The organism is bacterium, from assembly GCA_037128595.1.
Classification (GTDB): domain Bacteria; phylum Verrucomicrobiota; class Kiritimatiellia; order CAIKKV01; family CAITUY01; genus JAABPW01.
Genome location: JBAXWB010000002.1, coordinates 116,392 through 134,271 on the forward strand (window position 1 = coordinate 116,392; position 17,880 = coordinate 134,271).

At 56.5% G+C, this 17,880-nt stretch carries 10 protein-coding genes and 1 other RNA gene; 2 read left to right on the plus strand and 9 right to left on the minus strand.

Translation table 11 applies throughout. The features are described 5' to 3' along the window. Positions 1 to 90: 90 nt before the first annotated feature. The 5 genes from WCS52_01480 to ffs form a co-directional block, all read right to left on the minus strand. The gene (locus WCS52_01480; GenBank protein ID MEI6165844.1) at positions 91 to 1,842 is read right to left on the minus strand and encodes an ABC transporter ATP-binding protein; all 1,752 of its coding nucleotides are present in this window, start codon (positions 1,840 to 1,842) and stop codon (positions 91 to 93) included. An 18-nt stretch (positions 1,843 to 1,860) separates the two neighbouring features. Next, on the minus strand, positions 1,861 to 2,463 hold the full coding sequence (gene recR / locus WCS52_01485) for a recombination mediator RecR (protein ID MEI6165845.1): 603 nt from the start codon (positions 2,461 to 2,463) through the stop codon (positions 1,861 to 1,863). Positions 2,464 to 2,469: 6 nt separating this feature from the next. Continuing rightward, on the minus strand, positions 2,470 to 2,784 hold the full coding sequence (locus tag WCS52_01490) for a YbaB/EbfC family nucleoid-associated protein (protein MEI6165846.1): 315 nt from the start codon (positions 2,782 to 2,784) through the stop codon (positions 2,470 to 2,472). A gap of 56 nt (positions 2,785 to 2,840) precedes the next feature. Beyond that, positions 2,841 to 4,559 carry a DNA polymerase III subunit gamma/tau gene (dnaX, locus tag WCS52_01495; protein MEI6165847.1) on the minus strand — a complete coding sequence of 573 codons (1,719 nt, stop codon included), beginning with the start codon at positions 4,557 to 4,559 and terminating at the stop codon, positions 2,841 to 2,843. A gap of 65 nt (positions 4,560 to 4,624) precedes the next feature. Then, positions 4,625 to 4,723: signal recognition particle sRNA small type (gene ffs, locus WCS52_01500), an RNA gene on the minus strand. A gap of 351 nt (positions 4,724 to 5,074) precedes the next feature. On the opposite strand from ffs, the gene mnmA reads away from it, so the two are divergent. Together mnmA and WCS52_01510 are read left to right on the plus strand one after the other, a co-directional pair. After that, positions 5,075 to 6,181 (plus strand): tRNA 2-thiouridine(34) synthase MnmA, encoded by a 1,107-nt coding sequence (mnmA, locus tag WCS52_01505; GenBank protein MEI6165848.1) that lies wholly within the window; start codon positions 5,075 to 5,077, stop codon positions 6,179 to 6,181. Between the two features lie 7 nt (positions 6,182 to 6,188). After that, positions 6,189 to 6,926, plus strand: coding sequence for an endonuclease/exonuclease/phosphatase family protein (locus WCS52_01510; GenBank protein MEI6165849.1), 738 nt, complete (start codon positions 6,189 to 6,191; stop codon positions 6,924 to 6,926). A 12-nt stretch (positions 6,927 to 6,938) separates the two neighbouring features. On the opposite strand, the gene WCS52_01515 is transcribed toward WCS52_01510, so the two are convergent. Genes WCS52_01515 through WCS52_01530 form a run of 4 tightly spaced genes read right to left on the minus strand, consistent with a single transcriptional unit; the run spans position 6,939 to position 17,815 of the window. Further along, positions 6,939 to 8,642, minus strand: a complete 1,704-nt coding sequence (locus WCS52_01515) for a pyridoxal-dependent decarboxylase (GenBank protein ID MEI6165850.1) — start codon at positions 8,640 to 8,642, stop codon at positions 6,939 to 6,941. Then, entirely contained in the window at positions 8,639 to 9,991 is a 1,353-nt protein-coding gene (locus tag WCS52_01520; GenBank protein ID MEI6165851.1) for an FAD-dependent oxidoreductase, read from the minus strand. The genes WCS52_01515 and WCS52_01520 overlap by 4 nt, the downstream gene beginning before the upstream one ends. Before the next feature lie 19 nt (positions 9,992 to 10,010). Then, positions 10,011 to 12,362 (minus strand): hypothetical protein, encoded by a 2,352-nt coding sequence (locus tag WCS52_01525; protein MEI6165852.1) that lies wholly within the window; start codon positions 12,360 to 12,362, stop codon positions 10,011 to 10,013. Between the two features lie 23 nt (positions 12,363 to 12,385). Continuing rightward, a complete protein-coding gene (locus WCS52_01530) occupies positions 12,386 to 17,815 on the minus strand; it encodes a DUF2341 domain-containing protein (GenBank protein ID MEI6165853.1) in 5,430 nt (1,809 codons plus the stop codon). Positions 17,816 to 17,880: the final 65 nt, after the last annotated feature.

The window sequence follows — 17,880 nt, forward strand, 5'->3', positions numbered from 1 at the left end:
CCTATCACCTCCCCGGAACACACTCCAAAGGAAACCTTGTTAATATCAAAACTATGCCCTTAAACAAAAGAAAAAATCAAAAATCTGGACTCATCCGGCAAACTGCAAATCATAAAGGTGCTTATACTGGCCATTCAGGGCCAATAGTTCGTCGTGCGTTCCAGCCTCAATAATCCGTCCTTTATCTAAAACGATAATCCGGTCGCAGTCCGTAATGGTAGAGAGCCGGTGCGCAATGGCAAACACCGTCCGCCCTGTCATCAGTTCATGCAACGCCGACTGCACCAACCGTTCCGACTCGGTGTCGAGCGCACTGGTGGCTTCATCCAGAATCATAATGGGTGGATTCCTGAGCATCGCGCGGGCAATGGCCAGACGTTGTTTCTGCCCCCCGGACAACCGGACACCAAGATCGCCGATGACCGTCTCATACTGCTGGGGCATCTCCATGATAAAGGAGTGGGCATACGCCCGCTTGGCAGCCGCCATCATTTCCTCCCGCGACGCCTCCTTCGACCCATAGCTGATATTATTAGCCACCGTGTCGTTGAACAACACCGTATCCTGCGTCACAATCCCCATCAGCCGCCGGAGCGACGGGATCGTGAACTCACGGACATCCCGGCCATTGATCATCATGGTCCCGCCGGTCACGTCATAAAACCGGGGCAGAAGGTTGACCAGCGTGGTCTTGCCGGACCCCGACCCGCCCACGATCGCGATGCGCTGTCCCCCGCGTACCTCGAGGTCCACCCCATCCAGGATCGTGCGCTCCTGCCCGTAGGCGAACATCACCTTGTCAAAGGTGATGGACTGCACAGGACCGGTGAACGCGACCGCCCCGGCGCGTTCCTTCACATCCACCGGCGTATCCAGCAGATCAAAAATCCGGTCTGCCGAGGACAAGGCCTGCTGAACCTGGAGATGAATGCGGCTGATCTTCTTGACCGGTTCGTACATCATGAACAGGGCCATCGCATACGTCAGGAAGTCACTGACGGGCATGCCGCGCGCCCAGACGTAGATCAACACCAGGCTGCATCCAAAGGAGGAGATAAAAACAATCATCGGTTCGACCGAGGTATTGGCTTTCACCCCCTTCATCGTTCGCCCGAAAAAGGCTAGGTTCTGATCACCGAAACGACGACCCTCGTAGGCCTCCATCCCGAAGGCCTTGACGACGCGTACGCCTCCAATCGTCTCCTGTAATACGGACACCAGATCAGCCACACGCTGTTGCGCCTCCCGCGTGAAGCGGCGCAACTTGCGGCCGAAGATGGCCACCGGGATGATGCAGATCGGAAACAATACCAGACTGATGAACGCCAGCCACGGATCAATATAAATCAGGTACCCAACGGCCCCGATCAACGTCAGGGGCTGTTTGGCCAGATCCTCCACCACCACGGAGACGGCATTTTCAGCGGCCATCGGATCATTGGTGGTGCGGGCAATCAGTTCACCGGAACGGCTGGAAACAAAATAGGACAAGGAGAGTTCGTTCAATTTTTCGAAAATCGCATTGCGCAAATCCATGACCACGCGTGACCCAACCCAGCGGATCTGATAGCGGGTGATAAAATCAGCAATCCCACGGATCAAGGCCACCGCCGGCAACACCAGCGCAATCAGGATGATGGTATGGCGGGGCGTCTCCGCACTGTAAAAATACGGGATTCCCTTATTCACAAAGGCCAACAGCCCTGTATTCGCCCCGGCACAGATAAACCCGAACAGCACGCCCAGTGTCAGCCGTCCCAGATAAGGACGCGTGTATTGAAGTAGCCGCCGATAGGACGCAAAATCACTGCGCTTTAGAATTTTTTCAGGTAATGATGACATGAATCCTATTCCTTACATTTACAGGCTTTGCCGCCCCTTCATGGCGCGGGCCAACGTCAGGCCATCCGAATAGCCAATTCCGCTCCCCACCGGAATACCGGTGGCCAGACGGGTGATGCGGAGTTTCCGCGGTTTCAGCACCTCGGCAATGTAACTGGCCGTCGCCTCGCTTTCCGCATCCGTTCCCAGTGCCAGGATGACCTCCTGAAAGCCCTCGGTATCCAGCCGTTTAAACAGCGCCTGGAGACGGATATCGCCCGGTCCCTCCCCATGCATCGGCGAAATGATCCCCATCAAGGCATGATAGCGCCCCTTATAGATGCCGGTCCGTTCAAGGGCCACGATATCACTGGGATCCTGCACCACACACACCATCGCCCCGTCCCGCGAAGGATGGGTACAGATCCGGCAGGGCATTTCCGCCACGGTGGTGAGGCTGCCGCAGAGGTTACAAAGCCGGATATTCTCGCGGGCCTCCTGCAACGCCAGGGCGAGTTCCCGCAGCACACCCTCGGGATCACCGGCCAGGCGGTAGGCCATGCGTTCGGCAGAACGCCGCCCGATGCCCGGGAGTTTACCCAGGGCCGTGGTGATCCGATCGAGATACTCAAGCCCGTTCATGGCGTGTTAGTGTCCAAACAGGCCCGGCATCGCCAGACCGGCGGTCACCTTCTGCATGTCCGCGGCGGCCATCTCACGGCTCTTCTTGATCGCGCCGTCCACGGCGGCCAACACCATATCCTCCAGCAATTCCTTGTCGGACGCCACAATCACGCGGGGATCAATCTTGATACCGGAAATACTGCCATCCCCCGTCGCGACGGCCGTCACCATTCCGCCCCCGCTGGAAAACTCCACCCGTTTTTGAGCCAGCTCGGCCTGAACGCGCTCCATGTCCTTCTGCATCGTCTGGGCCTGCTTCATCATCTTCATTACGTTCATGATTTCGTCTCCATAGGATTATGATTAAGATTAAGATTACGATTAGGGATTACACACTACTCCCGGATATCCGTAATGGACCCGTTGAAAAACTCGAGGGTCTTTCGCACCACCGGCTCCTTGTACCAATCCTGCCGTGACTTCGCGCCCGTCTTTTCCTCGACATGATCCGCCGGCACATCCACCGGCCCTGCCGATGAAATCAGCTGAAACTCAACATTGACCGGCCGTTTCAAAAAGGTGGTCAGCACTCCCTGAATGGCCTTGAGGTAGTGCGGCACCTTGATTTTCTCAAGATTACCGGAAAACTCAGGATCAAACCCGATCACAACCCGCATGGGCTCCACCGCCAGCGGACGGGCATCCAGCAGCAGGTTACGCGCCAGGGCGGCCGTCGGCACCCGCCCGACACGTTCCACAATTTCACTCCGCCATTGCGCCATCAGATGGTCCAGTTCATTGGCCGGCGTGGGCGCGGACGCCGGAGCCGAAGCCGGTTTAACCGGAGCGGGCCGGGCGGCCGGAGGGGGCGCCGCGGGCGCCACACGCACGGGCGGCGGCGCAGGCCGCGCTGCAGGGGCGGGAGCGGCTTCCCGTACGGCGGTGGGCGCAACGGCAACGGCGGGAGAAATCCCCAACGACTGCCGTAACGCATCCACCCGTTGCAACAACTCGTCGACGGACACCAGCGTGGAGAGCGCGCACCGGATGAGCGACGTCTCAACCAGGGTCCGGCGGGAAAGGGAATAACGCATGCGGTCTTCCGCCTGCGACAGGATTTCCGCGATCCGCATCAACCGGTCAGGCGTGGCCAGCCCGGCCTGTTTCTTGAAACTTTCCAGCTGACTCTCGACAATATCCAGACTGGCGGCGGACGTGGGCGCACAGATGAAAATCAGCAGAGACCTGAATTGGTCCAGTAACTCCAGCACCAACCGCTGCATGTCCTTGCCGGAGGCATCCAGCTCACCAATGATACGGACCAGCTCCGTCACATCGCCCTTGAGGACCGCCATCGCCAGGGCTTCCAGAGTCTGGCGCGACACCAGTCCGAACACGGCCAGGACATCCGCCTCGGTAATCGTATCCCCCCTGAAGGCGATCAGCTGATCGAGGGCGGATTCCGCATCCCGCAGTCCCCCTTCGGCCCCCCGGGCGATCGCCAGGGCGGCATCGCTGTCGAGCGAGATGTGCTCCTCCTTCACAATCAGGTTCAGCCGCTCCACAATCAATTCCGTCCGGATGCGCCGCAGGTCAAAACGCTGGCACCGCGATACGATCGTGGGCAACACCTTGTGCGCTTCGGTGGTGGCAAAGAAAAACTTCACATGGGCTGGCGGCTCCTCGAGCGTTTTCAGCAGGGCATTGAATGCCGCCGTGCTGAGCATATGGACTTCATCGATGATGTAGATCTTGTAGGCCCCGTGCACGGGCGCGAATTTCACATTGTCACGCAAATCCCGGACCTGCTCGACGCCGTTGTTCGAGGCCCCGTCGATTTCCAGAACATCCATCGAGGTGCCCGAGACAATCTCGCGACAGGAGTCACAGGCATCACAAGGGGTGATGGTCGGCCCGTTCTTGCAATTCAGGGCCTTGGCAAAAAGCCGGGCCAGCGAGGTTTTCCCCGTGCCGCGCGGTCCGACGAAAAGGTAGGCGTGGGCGATCCGGTTGGCCGTAATGGCATTCTGCAGCGTTTGCGTGACATGCCCCTGCCCGACCACATCCGCAAACTGTTGCGGCCGCCATTTTCTTGCCAACACTTCATACGCCATAAACAGATCTCCCCGGTTTTGTCAGTTCAACGCAATCCCTGATTCCCGTTAAGCCGGGCCCCGGCTCAAATCAGAAAAACTACGGCGCCCGGACACCTGGCATACCGTTGCTACCTTCCGGTCCTGGCGGGATTTTGCCCGTCTCCGTCGCATAGCCCCCGACTCTCACCGGGACCCAGCTTATCGGGAATCAGATCTTTCACGCTGTCTCAATCGGGCGGTTAAGTTACCTGATTATCGGCCAAAGCGTAAAGGAAAACGTGCATGACCACCCCTTCCCCGTCCAGGGTCTTTTGTTTTGGCCCTTTTGGCACTGGTTTCGACAGAGCGAAACCCTCCATTAATAATTGAAATCATGAAAATATCAGGTGTTTTCACAATGGAGGGATGCGCTCTGTCGCATCCGGAGAGCCGAAATGAGTCAAAAACAAAAGACCCTGCCTTCCCCGTCTTAATCATTATCTCACTCTCTCTTTCCGGTTGCGTTAACCCGCACATTTCCCCATTATTACCGGATGCTTTCACACCATCATCCAACGATCGCCGTCGGCTTGAGTGGAGGGGTTGACTCCTCCGTGGCCGCCTATCTGCTCAAAAAACAGGGACTTGATGTCCTTGGCCTGACGATGCAGATCTGGGACGGCTCGCTTCCCCTCCTCGACGAAGGGCTTTCGGGCTGCTACGGCCCGGGGGAACCCCGTGATATTGCCGCCGCCAAAGCCCTGGCCGACCGGTTGGGAATTCCCCACCATGTGATTTCACTGGCGCCGGAATATAACACGGAGGTGCTCGATTATTTCCGTGCCGAATACCGCGCCGGCCGCACCCCCAATCCCTGCGTACGCTGCAACCGCAGCATGAAATTCGGCCTGCTGCTGGACCGTGCCCGAACACAGGGGATCGCCTTCGATACCTTTGCCACCGGCCACTATGCCCAGGTGGGACAGGATTCCGCCACCGGCCGCTGGCAGTTGCGCCGCTCCGTGGATCCGGCCAAGGATCAGACCTACTTCCTCTCGCACCTCTCCCAGACCCAGCTCAGCCAGGTCCTTTTCCCGTTGGGCGGCATGACCAAACCCGAGGTCAAAGCCATCGCGCGGGAAATCGGATGGGATGATGTGGCCGACAAACCGGAGAGCCAGAATTTCATTGAGAGCAAGGACTACGGGGTCCTTTTTGGCGAGAAGGAGCAGACGCCGGGGCCCATTGTGACCCTTCAGGGCCAGGTCCTGGGCCAGCACCGCGGCATCATCCATTACACCATTGGCCAACGTAAAGGGCTGGGCATCGGCGGCACCGCAGATCCCCTGCACGTCCTCAGGATCGATGCCTGCACCAACACGGTAGTGGTCGGGGCGTATTCGGAACTGTTTTCAAGCCGGCTCGTCGCCCGGGAGTTGAACTGGATCGGCCTCCCCGCCGCTCCCACCCAACCACTCCGGGTTCACGCCAAAATCCGGCAACAACACAAAGAGGCTCCGGCCGTCATTCAGGCACTGCCGGGCACCGACCTGATTGAGGCCATTTTTGACGAGCCCCAGATGTCCATCACTCCCGGCCAGATTGTGGTTTTCTATGCCGATGACCTGGTGCTCGGAAGCGGGACCATTTCCACCCCATGAGCCCATCATGAAATTCCTACTCTATAACGTACGCTACGGGGCAGGCATCGGGCGGCGCTTCCATCTCCCCTTTCCGGGCTCCGGCTACCTGAAACGGACCGGCCCCATGCTGGACCAGATCACCGCCTTCATCCATGCCCAGCAGCCGGACATTGTCGGTCTGGTGGAGGTGGATGGCGGGTCCTTCCGCTCCAGCCGGCAGAATCAGGCCGAATATATTGCTTCCGCCCTGGGGCACTACCACACGTACAAATCCAAATACGGGGACCACTCCTGGGTCCGGTTCATGCCCATTGCCAACCGCCAGATGAATGCCTTCCTGACCCGTGATGTCATCAAGGAACAGCGCTTCCTCTATTTTGATCACGGGGTGAAACGGCTGGTCATCCAATTGGAATTGGAGGAAGTCACCCTGTTCCTGGTGCATCTCTCCATTAAATTCCGCCATCGCCAGCACCAGTTATGCGAGCTGTATTCGCTGGTGAAGGACTTGAAAACGCCCTATATGATCGCAGGCGATTTCAATGTCTTCTGGGGCGATCCTGAAATTGAATTATTCCTCGCCGCCACCAACCTGAAAAGTGCCAACATCAGCCATGCCGCCACTTACCCGAGCTGGTCACCCAAGATGGAACTGGACCTCATCCTGCACAGCCCGGGCATCGTCATCCGCGATTTCCAAATGCCCCCCGTCACCTTTTCGGACCACCTGCCGCTCGTCTGCAACTTCGATATTGTGAAGTAATGCCTTTTCCCATCAAGACATCAGATGATTGATGAACAAATCAATCTCGCGCCGGGTGGTGACAGGGTTTAAGAACACCGCCTTCTCACCGGGAAGCCGGTGGTAACGGCCCTTGGCGTCATAGGCGGTATGGGCCACAAATTCGACCCAGTTGGTAAACAACCCGACCTTCCCACGCTGCAAAAACAGCTGCCGATGCCAGTCATTGTTGCGCTGCAGCCAGGTCAGGTATTCCGGGCTCCCGGACGTCTGATATTCAAAGTCATACGCCGCCTCTGCATCCGATACAATGGCCGGATCATAGATCCTGAACCCCACACTCGGCCCCTGATTCTCGGGAGCCACCACCTTGATGTTCGGAAATTGTCCGAGCCGGTATCGGAAATAATCCGCATTTTGCAGACAATTCGCAATCGCGACCTGATACCCCTCGATACCCATATAGTTCAAGGCCGCATAGGCCCCGAAGACCCCTGCCGCCCCGCGCGAACATTCAATCGTGGATTGAAGATGGGACTGCCCCTGAACATCCCTCTCGAAATATGAGAAGTTCTCAGGATCATTTTCCAGCGCCTTCAAGTCATCCCTGTCCTTGAACATCACCAGACTTGATGTGTAGGGCACATACCCCCATTTCTGAAAATCAACCGTGAACGAATCGGCGAACTGTAACTCCTTGAACAACTCCACGTTCCGGCGCAGCCCGCCCAGGGTTGACTCATTAATGTGCAACGGATTGCCGTCGAAATCATAAGAAAGAAAGAAAAGAAGCGCCCATCCGATTGCGGAATCGACATGAATATGGGGCTTCACTTTCACTTCGTACTGCTCGCAGAGGCGGTTGCGCAAGTCATATACCGGCTTGACCCGGTCCACGGCAAACGTATCCGTGGTTCCCATCGTGAGCATAATGGCGGGAACAGGGCACCCCAGGCAAAAGCAGGCACGCAAATGCTGTTCAAGATCATTCAGATCGATCTCGTTACGTTCATTGATCTTGATCCGGATCGTCCGGCCCTCAATATCAACACCCAGTAGCGATAAGTTGGTGATGTTCGAATAGTGCCCGCCCTGCGAATTCATAATCCGGTAATCACGCCCCGCCCCCATCCCGAGGCGCTTGGCGTCCGGCAGCGATTTCCGGATGCCCGTCAGATACCCGTAAAGATTGCAAAAGGTGCCTCCCTGGGTAAACAACCCGGCCGCCTGCCCCACGTCATAGCCTGCGAGGGACGCCATCTGGCGCACCACATTTTTCTCCAGTTCATCAGCCATTCCTGAATATTCGGTGTAGACCAGATTCGGGTTGGCCAGCAACCCCATCATCGCCCCGTAAATGGCGGGATCGCAGGGCATGGTGATCACATTCTCAACGCTGGCAGGATTTTCCCAATCCTTGGACAGCGCCGCGGCAAAGCGCAGCAGGCCATCAGGCTGACCGCCCGGCAACTGAATTCCCGGTGGAATCCGGTCCTGCGTCATCAATTGCTGGCGCAGGCCCACCCCGCCATTGTAGGAAAGCAGCCGGTGATCCGGTTTCAGGTGACGGTTCCTGAATTCAATGATCTGGCTGAAGCCAGGGTCTTTAAAACACGGCCAATACTTGGGATTACGCGAAAAGAAATGCTCCCGTACATGCTGACAGCGCGCCTCGAAGGCCGGATCAACGGCGTGCTCGGCATCACCTCCATCTTGTCTTGTATTCTTTGACTTCACATCTCACCTCGATCGCCTGAGGGCAGGTACGCCCCGTAATGTCTGAGCCGGTTTCTCAACTCATCGGTATTGACCGCATGAACATCGGTCGATCCGTCACCTGCGGCCATTGCCGCGGCAAGACCCGCCGCTTCGCCCATGCACAGACACACAGGCATCACTCGCGTACTTCCCTGAACCGGACGATCCGTGGAAATGCTTCGACCTGCCACAAGAACATTGCGTAGTCCCTTGGGCGTCAGGCAGCGATACGGAACGCCATGCGATTCACCGGCCTCGAGCCGGATCGCGGTTGACGCCAGCTCCTTGTCTCTCGCAATCTCAGTTTTCTTGTGATGAACATCCACATAATAACTGTTGCGGCATATTTCATCCGGGAAATGACGCCTGTTAATGAAATCATCGACGGTAAGCGTGTAATCCCCCGTGACACGCCTGGTTTCCCGGATTCCGAGTAGCGCTCCCGTCTGGGTCAAGTGGGCATTAGCGAAGGCTGAAGGGAAATATTCAGCACACGCGTCGCGAAACGCTTTAGCCATTTTCCGCCCTTTCATAAGGGCTTTGCTGACCGAAAAGGGATCCGTATTATCCACCTCCCAGATATGACCGGCGTTGAACCCGATTGCGCCCGGTCCGATCATGTTATTGCAGGCATGGTGGTCGGGAATGTTCGGGTATTTGCCCGAAGCCACAATATCATCAATGATATTATGACTGGGACTGTTCTTCAGCATACCGCAATGCTGATACGCATACATGTCGACATTCGTAAGCGTAAAGCAGTGACTCGCAGGCTGAAGGTTCCCTGACTCGTCACCTTTCTCAAATTCCGCACCAGCCCAAACCGCTACATCGGCGTCCCCTGTTGCATCGACATAAATCTTGGACTTGAAGGCCGTAAGACCGGCCTTGTTGGCCACAATAACGGCATCAATGTGACCCGGCACGTCACACTCCACCCGCGTCACGAAAGAGTTAAACAGAACCGTTACACCATACTGGGTCACGAGGTCATCATAAAGTCGTTTCAACAGTTCGGGGTCAATGGGCGTCCAATCAAATCCGTCCGCTGAAACATGTGGCATGCCGCCGATACAGTCCTTGAGGAGCTTCTCCGCCATGCCCCCGTAAATGATGCGTTGCTTGTCAGTAAAAGGGCACCAAGCCGGTACCAAGCCAGAAGTGCCCATCCCTCCGAGCGCCCCCGTCGACTCCAGCAGCAGCGTTTTCGCCCCCTCACGCGCCGCCGCCGCCGCCGCGGTACACCCGGCCGGACCGCCTCCGGCGACAATGACATCCCAGGAATCATTCAACGGCAATGAACTTGACTTCAATATGTATTCAGTCATGCGCTCCTCATCCAAAGCCTCACTTGGTGACAAGGTCAGCCTCCAGAATCACGGGATCGGTCGGCGAAATCTTGCAACTCACCGTATAACCATTGTCAACCTCGCGATCAGGAACTAACCGCAGGGCAAACCCATAGAACGGGGTCGCCGACTTGACCGACGCCTTGACGGCATCCGTTACATCGATGGAGAACGGCTTTGCCGGATTGTAAGGCATCTCCCGCAGGGGAACGATACACGTTCCAGCCACCTCAGGCAAACCACCCTCCTTAAACGCCTTACGAAAATCAGGGGGTACCACAAGCAGAAATGCCCCGAGTTTAGCCGGTGCACTCTTATGACTTTCAGCGACGGGCACCACCAGACGAACGGCAGCAATATGCTTGCCTGCCAACTTTTTCAAGTCCCCCTTGACCAACACCATCCCGGCCACCACTTTGCCGGGAGCATCGCTTGCCTTGGGCCAACGCAGCGCCCCCCTAACACCCGACTCCCCTTTGTCGTTTAAAAAATTCACATAGGTCAGCGGAATCTTCATGGTTTCATCACTTTTGACAGGTATCCCACCGCCAATGGGCGAGGACATGTCACCCGCCCCGCCCTCCAAGGTTTTTTCTTTTGAGCCGGAGGCAGCCCATGCCGGTGGCGGCTGAGTCCCTACCAGAAACGGACTGGGAAGCGTCTGGAGTTCGGCTTCAGACGCCACTTTTGCCTCCTCCGCACCAGCTGGCAGCGGTTGCACAACGCCTCCCGGAACCACCACTTCCCGGCGCACAGAGACCATGCGGGGATAAACGGGGTATTGCCCCTTGGGAGTAGGACAGTCGATGACGATTTTGGCGGGTAAATCCTTGGCCGAGAAGCGCTTCTGCACCACCGTAATAGTGTCGGACCATTTCGCGTTGTGCTGTTTCGCAATTTCTCGGCCGTCCGCACACAGTTTTGCAAAACTTTTGGCGCGCGAACCGAGCCGATAGGCATACGTCACGATCAACTGATTATTCCCCAACGATTTGGGATCCGCAACAGACACGTTCACTTCGTTGCGTCCCGGCGACAGGTAAGGCAATGCGCCCGGGTTATTCTGGAACACCGCCTGCACCTTCAGCGCCAACAATGATTCCTTGAACGTGACCCTGACGAGAACCTCGAGATGTCCATTGATTTCTTGTGAAAAATCCTTCACATCAACCGCAACAAACGTGACACCTCCATTTGTCGAAACCTCCACGATGTCCGCACCAACCGCCTCACCGCTGGCCTGCGTGAACATATAGGGCGTCGCCAGACTGAACGTGACGCGGCCGGGAGCACCGGCGGCGACCGGAACAAGCGCCTTGCCCACATGCTTGACATTGTCTGTCGACGCAAACGATTTCAGCACGGCCTCCGAGGCGAGGTCCGGTGCAAAGTTCAACATGCCGTTGGCATAACTCCGGCCTGGCTTGCTGTTGATGTATGGTTCCAGGACAAGGCCATAAGCAGGGTCATTACGCGTATCCTTATGCCCGGGGCATGTATGGCGCGGCGCCATCTTATTGCCGATCCAGAACCAGGCATTTGTCTGGGCATCCCATGTGTTTTCGATGGCGTAGCCCGGAGCGAGGTTCACATCGGTGGAGTAAGATCCCGTGGCATGATTGATGCCCATCCAGCTATCCGCACTATTACCGGCACGATGGCTCTTCAGCCCCTTCACTACGCCGTCGAGCGTATCGCCACAGGAGAGTAAGGCTGGCGCCTGCCAGTTGACTTGCTCCCCGCTCGTCACAAAAGCATTATTTTTCGCATAGACACAGTTACGGGCCTTGTCCAATTCAAAAGCCCCGGTGACCAGCGTTTGCGCGTTATTGCTAAGATCGTCTTCACCGGCAATGGTGCGTCCCCCCTTACCATCCGGCATCCAGGCGTAGAACTTGAGAAAAGCATCCAGGTAGTGCCAGCGACCATCATACTGCGCCTCCACCGTCGTGTGACCATCCCAACCGACAAAACGCCAATTCCAGCCCAACTCACGCCAGATCGCCGACTGCTCGCTATGAAGACCGCCACACAGGCTCCATCCGTAGCAGTTGATCTCCTTGAGCACTGACAGGCCACCCGGCTCGTTCGGGTAGTTGCGATGGTAATGCGTCAGAATCATGAAATTGTAGACCGCAATGGCTTTTTCATCATTATTCTTGCAACCTCGCGTAACGGACTCGGCAATGGCCTTCAGTGAGGAGCAATCCGGAGCCTTGTCCGGCTGAACTTTTATACCGGCGACCAGCGCAGGGGCCGCCGCCATCCGGGATGGTGCCTCTCCCGCCAGGGTAGAAAGCGATAGCGAGGCAATACAAAAAGTCACCACCATATTACGGGTTCTTAACATACCGGTTCTCTTTTCTTTCTGGATCATCTGATTGAATAGACCGACCCTGTTATTAGCGTTTCAAATTGGTCGAGCGTAACGGCATGGGAATTCACGGTTACATGCAATTTCCCAATCGTCGCAACCCGGTGCATATCCATTACCTTTACATAAGAATCCACCAGATTGGCAAAAGAGCCTGACAGCGATCCCGTATTGGTAGCAATCAGGAAACTGGCGTAATAAGGCAAATGATTATCCGACACCACAACCTTCAGCACGCCATCCAGAACAAGGGATCCATTTACCATAACACGAGTACTCTGTGACCCATCGCCTAACTCCACCCAATTCGTACTCCCTGAAGACAGCGTCAGATTGCTCATTATCAGCGTACCGATGCCAGCATCGCCGGGGGACAATATTCCGCCCGCATTCACCGCAACCGTCCGGTTAATCAACCCCGTTCCCCCGAGGGTCCCTCCTGCATTCACCCCCACCGCCCCCACCGCATTGGACAACGTGCCGATCACCATAAGTGTCCCGCCGGCCACCGTGGTCACCCCGGTGTAGCTGCATGACCCGCTCAACTTCTGGACCCCGCAATTCGTCACCATCAGGGCAATGTTTGAACTGCCGATCATACCCGAAAAGTCGTTCGTCATGCCCACCGGCGGCTGCAGCGTGAGCGTAGCCACCTGTGAGCCACTGTTTTTCACAATGCCGGCTCCACCAGCGCCACTCAACAATCCGCCCAGCGTCGCGGCATGCCCCATTAGGTCATATGATGCCCCTGCTCCGAATTCCAGAGCCCCATAGTAACCACTCCCGTTGAATGGATTTCCGATCGATAGGATGGAGCCAGGGAGCAGTACCAGATTCGAACTCCCTGTCATGACCCCGTTAACGCTCGTGTTATACAACTGAACATAGCTTTTCTGAACAACCGCATTACTTCCACTCAAGGACTGATTATAGCCCTGGGACAAATACCCCCCGTTCAACACCAGCAATCCGAAGTAATAGGGTATGTTGGCCAGGGCATTGGTCCCCCCGGGGTTCAGAAACAAGGTGGCATTTGAAAAACAAGTGCTGGAGGGAATGATGATGCCCGCATTCACATTTACCGTGCCTGTAAAAGCAGGACTATGGGGCGAGTTCAACCACAACAGGCCGGCCCCCCGCTTATTCAGCACCCCTCCGCCGGAAAAGGCTGTCAAACTGGAAATATTCTCGGCAATACAATAATTCTCATCCATCTGAAGCGTATTCGTGGTTCCATCTGCCACATTGATTCCGTTGGTGACGCTGAGATATGACATGGCATTAATCGATCCATAAATCCTGACTGTGCCTCCCGCCAGGATCAAGGCATTGGTGTGCCCCGTCCCCGTCCCACTGAACAGGGCTGAAATCCCGCCTTCAGGGATCCAGAGCAAGCCGCCGGTCGCAATCGTCAAACTCTTTCCAATAAATGTGCCAGTCGCCGTGACCGTACAGGTGTTGGCTAGCGAGTTCACAAGATAGTTCTTGTTGGGGTCAATTTCCCCGGCGGGATTCCAGTTTGCCGCGTTTGTCCAGGAATTCCCGGCATGTCCGCCGACCCAAACCTCATCCACGCCCGCCTCAAAGGTGGTGAACGCGTTCGTCGCCGATGCCCAGACATCACCCGCCGCATTCGTCGCCCGGTATGTCCAGTAATATGTCGCAGAAGGATTCAGACTGACGTCATTACTGACCAACCCGAAGGGTACTATCCCAAGGTTCGTACTATTGCCAAACGTCGTGGAATTCGTCCCCCAGTAGCAGAATACCGTCGTCGGCCAAACTCCTGTGGAGATCAAACTCGCACATAGCGTCGCCGCGTTGTTCCACATGTTGCTCGTTCCCGCCAGTACAATGACTGGCGCCGCATTTGTCGTCGTAAAGACGTTGGTCGTCGCGGGCCAGCATGGCCCCACCGAGTTGCTCGCCATAAATGTGTAGTAGTAAGCCGTCACAGGGGTCAAACCCGTCAGCGTATTACTCACCGCACCCTGCGTCCAAACACCAAGATTCGTTACGCTGTTCAAGGCGCCAGAACTGATTCCCCAGCGGAGGGTTACCGTTGTTGCCTCCCCACCCTCATCCTCCAGATTCCCCGATACCGTAGCCGAATACGCCCCGATCCCCGTGGCCGCCCCGTTAACCATCACCGGCGCTACCGTGCCGGCAACAAAATTGCTCAGGGTCACGCTCCCTGCGGGAACATTGACATAAACCCCGATCCGCCCGATCACCGTGTGTGCCATGTCATTGCTCACCACGTTGACATGTGCCGCCGCGATGTTGTCGAAGGAACCCGACAACACGCCCGTATTAGTCATAATCAGGAAATGATCGCCCGCTACGGGCACATAGCCACCCCGCGCCACCACCTGCAAGACCCCTCCTAGCGCATTATTTCCGTTAATCAACACCTGGTCGCCGGACAACGTACTGGCCAGTTCAAATATATTCGTGCTACCCGCAGAAAGCATGAGGTTACTCACGGTTAAAGTGCCAATGCCTCCATCACCCGGTGACAGCATCGCCCCGTTGGCCACAGCCACGGCCCGATTAATTGTTCCCGTTCCGCCCAATGTCCCACCCGCGGTCACTGCCACCGATCCCCCCGCGTTGGATAACGGCCCATTCACCAACAGCGTTCCGTTCGCCACCAGGGTCAGCCCGGTATAGACACACGACCCGCTCAGCTTCTGCACCCCGCGATTGGTCACCACCAGCGCAATGTTCGAGCTGCCGATCGAACCCGAGTAATCGTTCGTTACCCCCGCCGGAGGCTGTAGCGTCAGCGTGGCCAAGGTGGCGGAACTATTCCTTACCAACCCCTGGCCATTGGGACTCACCAACCCACCCAGTGTCGTGCTGTAGCCGGAGAGGTCATTCGTCGCCCCAGCACCGAACTCCAGTGCCCCGTAATAGCCGGAGCCATCCGGGGACGCGAACAGCATGGTATACCCGGGCGCCAGCACCAGGTTGGAACTCCCCGTCATGATACCGTTGAAGAGTGCGGTTAATCCCACAATGTAGCTCCGTTGGGCGACATTGATAACCGGGCTTTTCAAGGCACAACTAGCCCCGCCCAGCGTGTTTAAGGTTCCCCCATTGAAAATGAACCCGGCATATGAGATCGCCGCATTAATAAGTGTATTCGTTCCTCCCACATTCACATACACCGTGGCATTGGAAAAGACAGATGGCGCATTCAACTCCATCACCCCGGCATCAATATTCACCGTCCCGGTGAAGGAGGGACTGTAGAGTCCAAAAATCTGCAGCGCGCCGGCCCCGGTCTTCCTCAGCATCCCGGCACCAGACAGGGATGACGGAGTCAGGATATTATCATGGCTCGTGCTCGTGGTATCCAGCATCAGGGTGTTAGTCGTCCCATCGGCCACATTAATCCCGTTGGTGACGACCAGACTAGGCGGTCCCGCTCCCAGAAACCGCACCGCACCGCCCGACAGGACCAGGGCATTGGTATTGCCTGTCCCCACCCCGCTCAGACTCGCCGCCACGCTATCCGGAATCAGAAACAGACCGCCTGATGCAATGGTCAAACTCTTCCCGATGAATGTCCCGCTCGCCGTGACCGTGCAGGTGTTGGCCAGCGTGTTCACTAGGTAGTTCTTGCCGGGGTCGATCTCACCGGCCGGACTCCAGTTCGCCGCATTGGTCCAAGAATTACCCGCATACCCGCCGACCCAGACCGCATCCACACCCGCCGGATAGGTGGTGAAACTGTTCGTCGTTGTAATCGCCACTCCCGCCTGATTGCTCGCCATAAAGGTATAGGAATAAGCCATGCTGGGGGTCAGCCCTGTCAAAAGATTACTCACCAATCCGGGTGCCAGCCCCGCGGACCCCATATTGCTCGCGGTCAAGCTCCCATTCGACAGCCCCCATGAGCAGTACACTGTCGTCGGCCAGGCTCCCGTGGAGGAGAGATTCGCATAGAGGGCGACCGAGGTAGACACGACATTGCTCGAGCCCACCAGCGTGATGGCCGGGATTGCATTGGTTGTCCTGAAGTTGTTGGTTGTATTTGCCCAGTAGAGCGGCCCTACTGAATTACTGGCCATAAAAGTGTAGTAGTAAGAGGTCATGGGTGTCAGATTTGACAACGTACAGTTCACCAGCCCCGGAGTTTTCACATTCAGATTGGTCAGATTATCCAACGGTGACGAATTTGAATTGGTGGACCATAACAGGTACACGGTGGTTGCCACCCCCCCGTCGCTCGCGAGATTTCCTTGTACCGTCGCCAAGTAGGCCCCAATATTCAAAGGGGGGTCCTGGTTGGCGATCGCCGCCACTCCGGCAACGGCCGCAGGTCCATAGGAGTTGAAAACTGTAGTATTGGAGGCGATGTTCACATAGGTCGCCCAGATCCAGTTGGTGGACCGTCCAACAATCGAGATGCGAGCCTCATCCACAAGTCCTCCTCCCGATGCTGACGCCCATGGCTGACTCCCACCGCCAGCAATGTAGATAGGGTTCAGACTCGCACTACCAGCGTTTATTGCGCCTGATACGCTTGTGGAAGAGGCATCAACTTTGCCATCAAGCAAGATGCGCTTGGTTGTAATGGCACTATCGTAAGTACCAGCCACATAATGCCACACCCCACCGTCAATGGCGGTAGATCCGGTCATGAGGCCTGCGCCGCTCCAAGAGTTACCACCAACACCAAGAAGAAACTCAGTGACGTGAGGTGATGAACTGCTGGCGCGAAGGAGGCAGATCGTGTCTTTACGAAACAGGGCTGCGTAAGTTGTCAGTGACGGCACTTTACCCCACGCTTCAAGGGTTAACCCAGACGCTCCACTGACGGTGTTGGATAACGTTGTGATATAGTATGTGGATACTGCGCTCGTGACACAATACCCCCCTGCGGCCATACCATTTGTTTGGATCATTCCCGTCTGCGTTCCATGCCATCCTCCGGCGGTGGAATCCGGAATCTGACCTAGGCCGTTCGTATGGTCCATGTGCCATACGCCGACATATCCATTAGCCCACACCGCCCCGTTTGTCGTGAAGGCCAATTGGCCATTCCCGCTATTTCCCCAGGTTGCGGTGATTGTCTCGGTGCCGTTGCCGTGCAGGTACGGTAACTGCACCCAGACAAGCGACGCCCCATTGGTGTTCCATGACTCGATCTCGTAGTTCAGGTTTGAGCCCAATACATCGGCGAATCGCAGATCGTAGCCGTAGGGTGAACTGAAGTTAGTGTAATTGAACCCGCTCATGCCGACATTGTTGCTCAGCGTCACCAGCGCCGGAAAGTTCGTCAGGGTTTCCGTCCGGTTATTGTACCCCGGGAATGTGACCGTCATTGAGTAATTCGCAGCATGAGCCTCGAGCAAGCCCAGACACAGAAACCCCGCAAGCAAGGGTAAACACCCGCTCCATTTAACGATTCGATTCATAACACGCGCCCCCTTTCATCATCATCCCCCCACACACAACCATTTACGCCGCAACCGAAAAAATT

What these genes read in the sequence shown, in the direction of transcription:
- WCS52_01480 (MEI6165844.1), bottom strand. Translation starts at nt 1,842, where the DNA reads ATGTCATCATTACCTGAAAAAATTCTAAAGCGCAGTGATTTTGCGTCC.
- WCS52_01525 (MEI6165852.1), bottom strand. Translation starts at nt 12,362, where the DNA reads ATGTTAAGAACCCGTAATATGGTGGTGACTTTTTGTATTGCCTCGCTA.
- recR (MEI6165845.1), bottom strand. Translation starts at nt 2,463, where the DNA reads ATGAACGGGCTTGAGTATCTCGATCGGATCACCACGGCCCTGGGTAAA.
- WCS52_01510 (MEI6165849.1), top strand. Translation starts at nt 6,189, where the DNA reads ATGAAATTCCTACTCTATAACGTACGCTACGGGGCAGGCATCGGGCGG.
- WCS52_01520 (MEI6165851.1), bottom strand. Translation starts at nt 9,991, where the DNA reads ATGACTGAATACATATTGAAGTCAAGTTCATTGCCGTTGAATGATTCC.
- WCS52_01490 (MEI6165846.1), bottom strand. Translation starts at nt 2,784, where the DNA reads ATGAACGTAATGAAGATGATGAAGCAGGCCCAGACGATGCAGAAGGAC.
- mnmA (MEI6165848.1), top strand. Translation starts at nt 5,075, where the DNA reads ATGCTTTCACACCATCATCCAACGATCGCCGTCGGCTTGAGTGGAGGG.
- dnaX (MEI6165847.1), bottom strand. Translation starts at nt 4,559, where the DNA reads ATGGCGTATGAAGTGTTGGCAAGAAAATGGCGGCCGCAACAGTTTGCG.
- WCS52_01530 (MEI6165853.1), bottom strand. Translation starts at nt 17,815, where the DNA reads ATGAATCGAATCGTTAAATGGAGCGGGTGTTTACCCTTGCTTGCGGGG.